The sequence below is a fragment of the Micavibrio aeruginosavorus ARL-13 genome (assembly GCF_000226315.1).
Lineage (GTDB): Bacteria > Pseudomonadota > Alphaproteobacteria > Micavibrionales > Micavibrionaceae > Micavibrio > Micavibrio aeruginosavorus_B.
Genome location: NC_016026.1, coordinates 361893 through 374674 on the forward strand (window position 1 = coordinate 361893; position 12782 = coordinate 374674).

The window sequence follows — 12782 nt, forward strand, 5'->3', positions numbered from 1 at the left end:
AGTTCATGATGAATCTGAATATCATTCATAAAATTAAACACCGTGTGCACGCAGCCACGTATAACAGCGCCCTCTATCGCTGGACCCTGAATGGTACCGTTCCCGAACATCTGATCGTAAAGCCGGCGGACCCGTGGCCGGGTGATGCCGCCGCCGGGCGTTTCCTGTGCAATGGCATTTTCACATTGCATGGCGAACAATTTCCCGTGGCACAGGGCGATTGGGCTCCGTCCGGATGCAGTGCGGTGTGGACCGCGCATATTCATGGTTTTGAATGGCTGCGCGATCTGCGCGCGCTGGGCGGTGATGCCGCGCGGCGTCAGGCCCGCATGATGATCGAAAGCTGGATCGAACAATGCGGTCATTGGCACGACAGCGCATGGGATGCCGCCATCACGGGCCGCCGCATGGCGCAATGGATTGCCCTGTACGATTTCTACGCGGGCAGCGCGGACGAAGATTTCCAATCTCTGGTGCTTGAATCTCTGGTGCGTCAGGGACGCCACCTCTCCCGCGTTCTGATGGGCCGTGGTGTTGAGGGCATGGGCGCATTCCACGCGATGAAGGGGCTGGCCTATGCGGGTCTCGGCTTCGAAGGACATGAAAATTGGCTGGAACAGGCGCTGGATATGCTGGACCGCGAATTGCCGCGCCAGATTTTGAGCGATGGCGGCCATGTCAGCCGTTCGCCTGCGGTTTTGCTGGATGTTTTGCGTATCCTGATCGACTTGCGCGGGGCGTTGCGCGCGGGTGGGTTCCCGGTGCCGGACGACATTCAACCCACCATTGATCGTGCTTCCCAGGCTTTGCGCTTCATGCGCTACAGCGACAAAGGTTTCGCTCTGTTCAACGGCGCGCAGGAGGGGGATGTCGCGTTGGTGGATGCCGTGTTGATGCAGTCCAACGCGCGTGGAAAAATCCTGCGTTCACTGCCTGATACCGGATTTGAACGCGCCAGCGTGGGCCGGTCCGTGTTGATGGTGGATGCGGGCCGTGTGCCGCCATACCCGCATGATGTCGATGCCCATGCTGCACCGTTGTCGTTTGAATTCTGTTATGGCCGCGAACGGATTTTCGTGGCCTGCGGGTCCAACCCGGTGGATGATGAATGGCGCAACATGCTGCGCGGAACCGCCGCGCATAACAGCGTAACGCTGGATTGGCGCAACGCCGCCGAAATTCGCAAAGACGGCCATTTTGGCCGCCGCCCGCGCAGCGTCGTGGTGAACCGCCAGGATACCGGCGATGCCTGCCTGATCGATGCGGTGCATGATGGCTATGTGCCGTTGAACGGCGTATCACACCGCCGCCGCCTGTATCTGTCGGAACAGGGGCATGATCTGCGCGGGGAAGAAACATTGACCTGCGCCACCAACCTGACCCGCGAAATCGGCGTGGTGGCCCGCTTCCATTTGCACCCGCGTGTGACGGTGTCATTGACCAAAGACGGGACGGAAGCGTTGTTGCGTCTGCCGGGTGGGGCGGGGTGGAGTTTTGTACAAAGCGGTGGCGTACTCAGCCTCGAAAACTCCATCTATATGGGGCAAGGGTGCCGCCCGCGCAAAACCAAACAACTGGTCATCACCACGACGATGAATGCTGATCTGGCTGTCCTGAAATGGGCCCTTCAGCGCGAAGGCGCGTGATGATCCTTCCCCCTCTCCCTCCGGGAGAGGGCCGGGGTGAGGGTGCGGTATCAACAATTCAATAAAACCAAAGATTACCGTCATTGCCCGGTTTATCCGGGCAATCCATCAGCCAGTGTGGATCACCCGGATAAACCGGGTGATGACGAAATATGGATGGGATTGTGTGGATCTGAGAGTGTGGCACCCTCACCCCAACCCTCTCCCGGAGGGAGAGGGGGATACCGTCAGGGCCGGTACGCCGGAATCGAAACCAGCCGTGCCGCGCTTAAAGGTTCGCCATCATCCCAGCGATACGCCGTCAAATGCTTGCGGTAATCCACGCCAACAATCGTATCCGACAGCAAGCGCAAAGGCTGGCTCAGTGAATAGTGACCGATGAAGGTCGGTTTGCTGGCCGCGTTAAACACATTTCTCAGTGCAATCGCCTGACGAATTTTTCCATGATGCTGGGCCGGGATGTTGGCCACGCGCGGGTCGGCAATGTCGGCCAGCGGTTTGTTCACATCGGCCCACCATTGCAGGCGGGCTTCGTCCCGGTCGTGCCCCATCGTGTCCTGAAACGTGATGCCATCGGGCAGCTTGACAACCGGACCCTTCAACGTTTCTTCCAGCGCCGTATAAACCGGTTCAATCCGACGGTCATAGGCATTCAAAATGCCTGTATTGATGCGGTTTCCATGATCCAGATGCGGGGCCAATGTGGTGATGTAATCATCATTCCAGCACGCGTGTACAACGCGCAGCGGACCCAGATCCAGATAAACGGGCAGGGTGCTCATCCACGCAATGGCGTCGGCGTGCTGGGCGCTGCCCAGCGGAAATTCGTGCAGGAACGCCTCGTGCTGGTGCCGGTTCTTGCTGCTGTGCGGGCGGATGTAATCGCCGTTGGCGTTGCGTGTGGCATAGCAGATGGCATTAAATTCGTGATTGCCCATGATGGCGTGGGCGGTGTCTGCATCGACCATGTCGCGGATGATGCGTAATGTTTGCGCTTCCTGCGGGCCGCGGTCGATCATGTCGCCGATGAAAATGACCTTGCGATCCTCCGGGTGGGTGAAGGCTGCGGATGTGTGTTGATAGCCCAAAATGCCCAGCAATCGCTCCAGCTGGTCGGCGCGTCCGTGAACATCACCGATAATGTCGTACCCCTGACTCAAATCAACGCCTCCCAGCGAATATGGCAAGAAGCCTATCGTTGCATTTTGCGGGGGTCAAGTTTATCCGGCGCGCGCATTGTTCTTGATTTGTTCGCGTGTTGCGGGCAGGATGAGGGGCATACTTCTATAAGGAACCCCATCATGGCCAAATCCCGATCCTCCTTCGTTTGCCAATCCTGCGGCGCGGTCACCACGCGCTGGGCCGGGAAATGTGAAGCCTGTAACGAATGGAACTGCATTGTTGAGGAGGTGGCCGAGGCCGCCATCCCGAAGGGCTTAGGCGCCGGGGCGGGTGCGGCGAAGAAGGGCCGCACGCTGGCGCTGGTCGATCTGAAGGGTGAAGATGCCAACAAACTGCCGCGCCGTGTAACCGGCATTGCCGAATATGACCGCGTGACGGGTGGCGGCATGGTGCCGGGATCGGCCATCCTGATTGGCGGCGATCCGGGGATTGGGAAGTCCACCCTGCTGCTTCAGGCGGTGTGTGCGCTCAGCGCGCGCGGGTCGCGATGCCTGTACGTCTCGGGTGAAGAAGCGGTGGATCAGGTGCGCCTGCGCGCCAGCCGTTTGGGTCTGGACGGGGCGAATGTTGAACTCGCCTCCGCCACCAACGTGCGCGATATCGTCGCGACGATGGAGGATACATCGACCTCCGGCGTTGATCTGATCGTCATTGACTCCATTCAAACCATGTATATCGACACGATCGACAGCGCCCCCGGAACGGTGACGCAAGTGCGCACATCGGCGCAGGAATTGATCCGTGTGGCCAAGCGGCGCGGCGTGATTATTCTGTTCGTCGGTCACGTGACGAAAGATGGCCAGATCGCGGGCCCGCGTGTGTTGGAACACATGGTGGATGCGGTTTTGTATTTCGAAGGGGATCGGTCGCACCAATTCCGTATCCTGCGTGCCGTGAAAAACCGTTTTGGTCCCACCGATGAAATCGGCGTGTTCGAAATGGCGAACGAAGGGTTGGTTGAAGTTGAAAACCCCTCGGCCCTGTTCCTCGCCCAACGGCAACAAGATGTTGCGGGCAGTGCGGTTCTGGCCGGGCTGGAAGGCACGCGGCCGGTGTTGGTCGAGGTGCAGGCCCTGGTCGCGCCCACGGCATTGGGCACGGCGCGACGCGCGGTGATCGGGTGGGATACCAGCCGTCTGGCCATGGTGCTGGCCGTGCTGGAAGCGCGGTGCGGCGTGCAGCTTTCATCTTCGGATATTTATCTGAACATTGCGGGCGGTATTCGCATGACTGAACCGGCGGCCGATCTGGCCGTTGCGGCGGCGTTGGTCAGTTCATGGACCGGCGTGCCGGTTCCGGCGGATATGGTGCTGTTCGGTGAAATTGGTCTGGGCGGTGAAGTGCGTCAGGTGGCGCAACCCGATGTGCGGTTGAAGGAAGCGGCCAAGCTGGGCTTTGGTCAGGCCTGTATTCCGAAACGGAAGAAAACCCCGGCCTCCGACGCGGCGGCCAAAACCGCCCCGGCCATTCGCGTGAATGAATTGGCGCAGGTGCAGGATATCGTCGATCTGTTCTCCGAGATGAAACGGGAAATGGGCGGCGGGATTAAATATGCGCAAGGATAGGGATTTTTCGGCTCCCATATCCCCCAAAAACCCTTGAAATCCGGCCCGCTTTCCCCGACAATCGGGGCAGGATTTCACGGGTTTTAAGGAAAATCGCCCCATCATGTTTATCGACATCGTCGTCGCCGTTATCGTCGTCATTTCCGCCATTATCGCCTTCCTGCGCGGATTTATCCGTGAGGTGCTGACCATTGCCGGGGTTGTCGGCGGTTTGGTCGCGGCTGTGGCGTTGGGCCCGGTTGTGCGTCCCTCTTTCAATGGCTGGCTGGGTGTGCCGGCGGATGAAACGGCGGACATGCCGAAATTGTTCGACATCGTGCCGATGGATATTGTGGCGCTGGTCTGTGCCTATGCCTCGATCTTTCTGGTCGTTGTGATCGCGCTGACGGTGGTTAGCCATTTGCTCTGCGGCTTTGCGAAGAAAATTGGTCTGGGTCCGGTTGATCGTACGCTGGGTGTGGTGTTTGGTATTGCCCGCGCGGCTGTTCTGCTGGCGCTGCTCTATCTGCCGGTCTATCTGATGGTGGACAAGGATGATCGCGATGAGTGGTTTAAGGACAGCCGCTCCGCCGTGTATATCGAAGGGTTGGCGGCATGGATGGCTGATTTCATTCCTGAAGATACGGCTGAGAAACTGGCCGAGGGCGCGGGGCGCACACGTGAAGACGTTGAAAATGCCCGTGAGCGGATCAACGCGCTGGATGCGTTGAAAGAGCAGATGCAGAATGTTGAGGAAGCCGTGCAGGATGGTGCCGAAGCCATTACCGCGCCCGAGGAATCCAGCGAAGGGTACGAGCCGGATCAGCGCGATACGCTGGATCAGTTGATCGAAGACACGCAACAAGATACGCAACAATAAACAGGAATACGACGATGAGTGTTGATTTGACCGGGCGCGTGGCCGTTATCACCGGGGCCAGCCGTGGCATTGGCGCGGCCGTCGCCCGCCGGCTCGCCGCCGCCGGGGCGCATGTTGTTCTGGTTGCGCGCACAACCGGCGCGCTGGAAGCGTTGGATGATGAAATTCGCAATGCCGGTGGCCGCGCGACCTTGATCCCGCTCAACCTGCTGGATTTTGACAAGGTGGATACGCTGGGCCCGGCGCTGGCCGAACGGTTTGGCCGTTGCGATATTCTGGTGGCCAATGCGGGGATGCTGGGCACGCTCGGCCCCCTGCCGCATGCGGATGCAAAAGAATGGGACCGCGTGATTGGTTTGAACCTGACCGCGAATTTCCGTCTGGTGCGTACACTCGATCCGTTGTTGCGCGCATCGGACGCGGGCCGTGCAATCTTTGTCACCTCTGGTGCAGCCGAAGGACCGCGCGCCTATTGGGGAGCCTATGCCGTTTCCAAGGCGGGGCTGGAGGCAATGGCGCGGTCTTACGCGGCGGAAAATGAAAAAACCAATCTGCGCGTCAACATCATCGACCCGGGCCGCGTGCGCACGAAAATGCGCGCCGCTGCCTATCCCGGCGAAGACCCGCAAAGCGTGATCCCGCCGGAAGATGTCGTGGATGCGTTTTTGGCCTTGGCCGACCCGGCCATGACGGCCCATGGCCAGCGCGTGAAAGCGGCGTAAAGACCTTATTTTTCAATGTCTTTCCGGTATTGTTTGCCCCGTCGGCGCGGTGGGGTTACAAAGACGTATCGAAAAATTAAAAATAAGACGAGGGAAGACGCCGATGACGAAACTGACCAAGGGGACTTTGCTCCGTTTGTTTGATGCGGTTGTAAATGCGCCGAAGGATGCGGCCTATGGCCTGCTGTTGCCCACGCCGGATGCGGACTGCGACGAATACAAACCGGGCATGATCGCGACGGGCGCGTTGGGGGCCGCGACCATGGTGGCCGGGTTCACCGTTGCGCCGATTGGCCTGTCTGTCATTGGTGGCTTTTTTGCCGCGCGCGCGGGGCTTTGGCTGGCGGCGCAGGGACGCGACATTCGCCGGGGCCTTGGCAACGGCCCGCAATAAGCCGATAGCGACAGAATGGAACGAAAAGCCGGGCCTTTGCCCGGCTTTCTCTATTTTAACCTATTGGTATTTCAGCAGAAAGTCAGTATTTCAAATCTGTTGCATCATTACGGAAAATGAGGCATTGTGTCGCATCAATATTATGGCAATTAATGGGCTTTATAGCCGAGGCTTATTCATGATGCGCAGTTTGAAATCTCTTTGGTCCTTGGGGCGCACCGCTAATGATAATGTGCAAACCGTAGCGCAATTGCCGGCCCCGGATGTGTCCGCGCCCGCCGATGAAAAATCATTGCGTGAACGCCTGCTCCAGGATTTTACCCGTGCCCATTATGGCGCAGTGTGCCGTACATTGGCCTTCCCCGGTGTGGTCGATGGCACATCTGTTTATTACCGCGCCGTGGCCGCCGATACGATCTTCAGCCAATGGGTGATTCAGCGCGTAACGGAATCATCTGTACAAATGGAAACGAATACCCTTCCGGTTCAGACGGACAACGCGAAATTCGACGTTGTTAAAACCGGTTTGGATTTTTTCCATGCGATCGAATATCTGGCCCGTACCGAGATGCTACAGGATAGCCCATCCATCGGCCCCACGCGGGATGATCTGAAATTGGGCCATTACGAATCCTTCGCCAAACTGCACCTGATCGGTTTTGATTTAAAGGGCATGCCCCAGCCGACCATGAACGGCCAGATTGTCACCGGCGGATCGTATTCCAAGGCGATGATGGATGATTTGCAACAATCGCTGAACGATCATGAAACCAAAGCCCACCTGGCGCAAAAAGCATGGGAAGGGGCGTTGGCCAATGTCGGTAAGCCCGCTGATCTGTACAAAGAAACATTGGCGCAGGCGCAGGATTTGAATGACCTGACACGCGCTGCGGGATTGTCCAATTTATGGGTCGATATTTTGGGCCGCGTATTGAAAAATGATTCTTTCTATTTAGCGGATGAGGAAGAAGATCAAATCCTTGCCGCTGAGCCCCACGGACGTTTCGTGGATCGAGATGGGGTATACTATTGGCTGTCTAGATTTACTGATAAAATTAGATCGGACCGTTTTTCTAACTTTTTTGACAACACAATGTTTCAAGTCAATCAAATTGAATCTGACGAGATTAAAATTCAGGCTACGCAATTCGTAAAAGATATTACTTGCTTTGCGCTGGTGCAGGATGCGGCATTTTTTCTTCGTATGCATGGCGATGATGCAAATATCAACATGATCGACCGCATGAATAAATACGAAACTGCGTATGTGAAGGTCAAAACTGGAAGCTGTCCTGATGGTGGCTGGAGGAATAAAATTGAGTGTCTGCAATGGAAAAGCGCAGAGAAAAAAGCGCGCGCCGAATTTACATCCTTGGTGGCATCAACCCCTAAAATTGAAGCGGTTCCGGCAAATTTCGTTGAGGTGGCGCAGCGTTTTGACGCGTTGCGCATGCAAGCGCAATATGACGCCGACCGTGCCATCACAAAAATCCGCCGTGGTCCGATTGGCGGGTCGCGGGAATGGGTGTAGGGCGAAGGGATGCGGCTATTGAATCACGATAAAATGAAAATCATACAGATGGGCAGGGAGCCGAAATAGGTGGTATTGAAAACGCTTTGGCCATTTGGTGCGGCATCGAATGTACAAACGCCGGCTTTGGAATTGCCGACGCCGGACGTATCGGAAAACCAATCCGGGGCGCGGTATGGACGGCGGTTTCGGACGCAGGCTTTTGTCAATCCGCATATGCCGGAAGGGGATGAAGAATATTATAAAGCCATTGCCAAAGGTCCCAATGATTGGCGCGTGATCAAATACACGAAAAAATCCGGTGATGTACAAACCTTGGTGATGGATGAATCTGTGTCGTTTGTAACGGCGGCGCAGAAGCTGGTGTCATATGAAACGGCGGCGGAGGATATGGGGTTGTTGCCACTGGGCAACGGTCCGGAAGAATTTGGTTTTGAACATGTGACGCAATTCTGCCTGCGCGAAGGTTTTGTGCCGGATCGTGGCGGGCGGTTGCATGAAACCGAAAACGGCGAAATTGTCACCGAGGGGCGTTTCGACGGGGCGGTTACGGCGCAATTGGAAGATATTGTGAACAGCGTGCGGTCGGGGCAATTGTTCCTGCGCGATGTGTGGGTGAATAATTTTATCCATGATCTGTTCAATGGCCGGGCCGAGCCACTGCGTTGGGTCGATTTTAGCGAGCGGTTGAAAGACACCGATGTCCTGCACAAGGCGGTCTTCCTGATCCGTGCGGCCATGATTGCGGAACGCCGCGTTGTTAAAAACGGCGGCAATGAAGGCGTGTGGAAGGCGGATCATTTTATCAATGAAACCAAATTCCTAAATTCGGCCTTTTCCGAAGGGTATGTGCAGAATGCGCTGAAATCCACGACGCCGTTGACGGAAGATTTGTTGAACCGTGCGGTGGATTTCCTGAAAAAAGACGGATCGACCTTGCCCGAAGACATTGGCAAGGAAGCCCAGCGTCTGGTCACCGATTTGCAGGTGTTTCAAATCACGCGCCGTGTGCGGTCCATGATGCGGGTCGGGGCGCAATATATGGATGGCACCGTACGCGATGATGTTGGCACGTTGGTCGGCAAGGCCAAGGATCTGATGCACGGTATGGGGTATGATGCGGCGATGATTGCCGACGCGGAAAGTTCCATGCTCTGCACCGAACCCGTGCGCGAGTTCCCCAAGACGTTTGAAGATCGCGTGGCGTCGTTTGAAGATCTGTACAAAACGTCCATCGACATTTTGAACAAGAAATTGTCACCGCAAATTGATGGGTTGGAGAAAAGCCCTCCAACGCGACCATCGCGGCCCCCTTTGGGTGTCGGGCCCCGCTAATCCTGTCCCTTAATCCACGTACGGGTTTTTACTGGTGCGGATCATCACGCGCACCGGAACGCCCGGAATGTCGAAATCGCGGCGCAACCCGTTAATCAGATACCGTTTATACGTATCCGGGAAATCACCGGGGCGTGACACCCACAATGCGAATGTCGGCGGGCGGGCCTTGATCTGCGTAATGTAACGCAGGCGGTTCGGGCGGCCATTGGCCATCGGGGCAGGGTTTTGTTCTTCCATCCCGCGCAGCCAGCGGTTCATACGCGATGTCGGCACGCGGCGGTTCCAAACGGCATGGGTTTGCAAAATCAAATCCAGCATCGGTTCCAGGTTTTTACCCTTCAATGCCGAAATGGTGATGACGGGAATTTCACGCAACTGGCCCAAGGATGCTTCGATACGGTCTTCGATGCGTTTCATGGCGGCGGCTTTGTCTTCGACCGCGTCCCATTTGTTGATGGCCAGGACCAGGGCGCGGCCCTCGTCAATAATATGTTCGGCAATCCCCAAATCCTGTTTTTCCATCGGATTGTTGCCGTCCAGAACCAGAACGCACACCTCGGCCAGGCGAATGGCGCGCAAAGAATCCTGTACAGCCATTTTTTCCAGACGGTCGTCAATACGGGCCTTGCGGCGCATACCGGCGGTGTCGACCAGACGGAACAGGCGGTCCTTGTACGTCCATTTCACGGCGATGGCATCGCGCGTTGTGCCCGCTTCGGGGCTGGTCATCACGCGTTCTTCTTGTAACAACGCGTTCAACAGTGTGGATTTGCCAACGTTCGGGCGGCCAACGAAAGCCACGCGCAACGGAATGGTGTCGGTGTCGACCTGCGGCTCAATGGCGCTGAGGTCGAAATCGTCGTTACCTTCCAGCGCGTCGATTTCTTCTTCGGTCAAAGACGGGCCGAATGATGCGGCGGCATCCTCGATCTCTTCTTCTTCCTCAAAATACGGGGACAGCATGTGGTACAGGTCATCCAACCCGTATCCGTGCGCGGCGGACATCGGCAACGGCTCGCCCAAGCCAAGGGCATAGGCCTCAGCCAATCCGGCGGCGGCGGCGTTTTCATGTTCGCATTTGTTGACGGCCAGAACGGTCGGAATGTCCTGACGGCGCAGCCAGTTGGCGAAATGCTTGTCCATCGGGGTGATGCCGCTGCGGCCATCAACCATGAACAACACGGCGTCGGCTTCCTGCAATGCCAGCTCCGTTTGGCGGCGCATCTTGCCGCGCATGGAATCGTCAAACGCTTCTTCCAACCCGGCGGTGTCGATCAGGCGGATTTTCTTGTCGAGCAACCAGCCCTCGGTCTCACGCCAATCGCGCGTCACGCCGGGGGTGTCGTCGATAATCGCCATCTGCTTGCGGGCCAGACGATTGAACAAGGTCGATTTGCCGACATTGGGTCGGCCGATAATTACGAGGGTAAACATTACTTATACGCCGCCAATGTCCCGTTATCAGACAGGATGTAAAGTGTATCGCCCGCAACAATCGGGGCAATATGCACGGGGCCTTCGGTGCGCCATTCGCTGGTGCCTTCGCCGGTGGCCGGGCTGACCTCTAGCACGTAACCGTGGCTGGATGCCACAAACAAACGCCCACCGGCCAGAACCGGGCCGGTCCAGGTGATTGCGTCCTTGCGTTTATCGGGGTTCTCATACTTTGGGAGGGGTTTAACCCAGGCAATGGCGCCGGAATCACGGCTCATGCCAATCAATTCGTTGTTGGCGGTAATCATGAAGACATGGTTGCCCGCCACCCACGGGGTTTCCGACCCCGGAATGTCGCGTTGCCAGACGCGCGCGCCGGTGCGTTCATCAATCGCGGCAATGCGTCCGCCATAAGACACGGCAATCACCATACCCTTGTCCAGAACCGGCAAGCCACGAATGGCCGCCATGCCGGACAATCCGCCCGTGCGGCGGAAGGAGGTCAGGTTATCCGTCCACGCCACCGATCCGTTTTCAACGCGCAGGGCAAAAATTTCACCGGATGAAAAGGCGGGCACAACCATTTCACGGCTGGCCGCGGGGCTGGCCGCGCCCAGCAGGCCGGTGGTTTCGGCCAATCCAGAGAATTCCCACAGCAACGCGCCATCGGCGGTGTTCAGGGCCAGCAATTTGTTATCCATCGTCATCACGAACACGCGGCCATCCATGACGGTCGGCGCGGCGCGGGACGGGGCAGGCAACGGTTTGCGCCATGCAATCGTGCCATCCTTTGGGTTCATGACCAGAATTTCGGCGTAGCCGTTGGTGACGAACAATTGGCCTTGGGAGTACGCGATGCCACCGGCAATCACCGGTTCGCCTTCTTCGGCTTCCGGTGCGATATCAACGGACCACAGGCGCTTGCCACTGGTCACGTCAAAGGCGGACATTTCCGCGCGCGTATCAATCGTGTACACGCGGCCATCAATCACAACCGGTTGCGACACCAGCGGCAGGCGGTCATTGCCGCCATCGCCAATATTGGTTTTCCAAACCCGCTTCAATGATCCTTCGCTTAAGGACAAATGTTGCATGGCGTGGTTCGGGTACCCGCCGGTTTGCGGCCAGAATTCGTTCTTCCACGGTTGCGGAGCGATAAAGCCCTGGGCGTCCAGTGCGATGTCATCGGGTTCCAGCGCACGCTGCATTTCCAAAACGGAAATCCGTGTGCCGGGCAGCGGGGCCTTGTCATCCGACGATCCGCAGGCGGCCAATGTGATGGCCGTGCCCAGCAACAGAAGATGCAGTGAAAAACGTTTCATGGTTTTTGTCCGTTCGTGATCTTATTTATTTTTGTTCCGACAGGCGCAACGCGTAAATGTGATCCAGCGCGCGGGCCCGTTCCTTCATGCTGGCCGGGGCCGTTTCGGATTGCAGAACGATGTTCAAATGGCCCAATGCGCCTTTATAATCGCTTAGGCCTTCGCCCGCGATGATGGCGGCCTGAATGGCGGCATGCAGGACCCAGGGGTTCTTCGCGTCATTGGCAATTTTCGCCACAGGGGCGTAGAGCGCTTTCAAATCTGTTGCATCGGTACGGCTGTCAAACGCGATGCGCGCCCCCATCACGCGGGCCAGATCGCGATAGTCGGACGGAACGGATCCATCATCGGCCAGCGTGTTATACAGCGCCAGTGCCTCGGCCTGTTTGTCATTGCGGATATGGTCGCCCGCAGCGTTCAGCAACGCCAGCGCCCGCGGCCCGCCCTTCAACAAATCGGCGGCGGCGATCAGGTCTTGCGGCTGGTTGGTACCGGTCATGGCGTCCATCAGGATGGCGGTCTGCTGGCGGGCGGTGTGGGCCTTCCACGCGTTCCAGCCAGAAAAAATCCCCGTGAACACAACCAGCATGACGGCACCGGCGATCAATGTTGGGCCGTTTTCTTTCCAGAATTTTTCGGCCTTGTCGCGTTTCAGGGCTTCGTCGATGTCGTTGAGAATATCGCTCATAATGCGTGGTCCACTCTAGATTGGGTCCGGGGTTCAATATCGGGGGCTATATTAGCCATTTTTCCTTCTGTTTCCAGTGCTTAATGACATAATTCGGGTGT

General features: G+C 57.3%; 11 protein-coding genes. 7 read left to right on the top strand and 4 right to left on the bottom strand.

What is annotated here, in order from left to right; all coding sequences use genetic code 11:
• Nucleotides 1-5: 5 nt before the first annotated feature.
• Nucleotides 6-1646 (top strand): heparinase II/III family protein, encoded by a 1641-nt coding sequence (locus tag MICA_RS01555; RefSeq protein ID WP_014101906.1) that lies wholly within the window; start codon nt 6-8, stop codon nt 1644-1646.
• A 227-nt stretch (nt 1647-1873) separates the two neighbouring features.
• Here the strand turns inward: MICA_RS01555 and MICA_RS01560 are convergent, their stop codons facing one another.
• Nucleotides 1874-2833, bottom strand: coding sequence for a metallophosphoesterase (locus MICA_RS01560; RefSeq protein WP_236619937.1), 960 nt, complete (start codon nt 2831-2833; stop codon nt 1874-1876).
• Nucleotides 2834-2947: 114 nt separating this feature from the next.
• Here MICA_RS01560 and radA point away from each other — a divergent pair, with 114 nt between their 5' ends.
• The 6 genes from radA (at nt 2948) to MICA_RS01590 (ending at nt 9234) form a co-directional block, all read left to right on the top strand.
• On the top strand, nt 2948-4393 hold the full coding sequence (gene radA, locus MICA_RS01565) for a DNA repair protein RadA (RefSeq protein WP_014101909.1): 1446 nt from the start codon (nt 2948-2950) through the stop codon (nt 4391-4393).
• 103 nt (nt 4394-4496) lie between these two features.
• On the top strand, nt 4497-5252 hold the full coding sequence (locus MICA_RS01570; RefSeq protein ID WP_014101910.1) for a CvpA family protein: 756 nt from the start codon (nt 4497-4499) through the stop codon (nt 5250-5252).
• 14 nt (nt 5253-5266) lie between these two features.
• Nucleotides 5267-5974, top strand: a complete 708-nt coding sequence (locus MICA_RS01575; protein ID WP_041793726.1) for an SDR family NAD(P)-dependent oxidoreductase — start codon at nt 5267-5269, stop codon at nt 5972-5974.
• Between the two features lie 103 nt (nt 5975-6077).
• Nucleotides 6078-6368, top strand: a complete 291-nt coding sequence (locus MICA_RS01580) for a hypothetical protein (RefSeq protein WP_014101912.1) — start codon at nt 6078-6080, stop codon at nt 6366-6368.
• 178 nt (nt 6369-6546) lie between these two features.
• Nucleotides 6547-7899: a hypothetical protein gene (locus tag MICA_RS11810; protein ID WP_014101913.1), complete on the top strand. Its 1353-nt coding sequence runs from the start codon at nt 6547-6549 to the stop codon at nt 7897-7899.
• A 69-nt stretch (nt 7900-7968) separates the two neighbouring features.
• Nucleotides 7969-9234: a hypothetical protein gene (locus MICA_RS01590; RefSeq protein ID WP_014101914.1), complete on the top strand. Its 1266-nt coding sequence runs from the start codon at nt 7969-7971 to the stop codon at nt 9232-9234.
• Between the two features lie 9 nt (nt 9235-9243).
• On the opposite strand, the gene der is transcribed toward MICA_RS01590, so the two are convergent.
• The 3 genes from der to MICA_RS01605 are packed head-to-tail and all read right to left on the bottom strand — an operon-like array spanning nt 9244 to nt 12681.
• The gene (der, locus tag MICA_RS01595) at nt 9244-10671 is read right to left on the bottom strand and encodes a ribosome biogenesis GTPase Der (RefSeq protein WP_014101915.1); all 1428 of its coding nucleotides are present in this window, start codon (nt 10669-10671) and stop codon (nt 9244-9246) included.
• Nucleotides 10671-11993 carry an outer membrane protein assembly factor BamB family protein gene (locus MICA_RS01600; protein WP_014101916.1) on the bottom strand — a complete coding sequence of 441 codons (1323 nt, stop codon included), beginning with the start codon at nt 11991-11993 and terminating at the stop codon, nt 10671-10673. Before MICA_RS01600 ends, der begins: the two co-directional genes overlap by 1 nt.
• A 25-nt stretch (nt 11994-12018) precedes the next feature.
• Nucleotides 12019-12681 (bottom strand): DUF2659 family protein, encoded by a 663-nt coding sequence (locus tag MICA_RS01605; protein WP_014101917.1) that lies wholly within the window; start codon nt 12679-12681, stop codon nt 12019-12021.
• Nucleotides 12682-12782 lie beyond the last annotated feature (101 nt).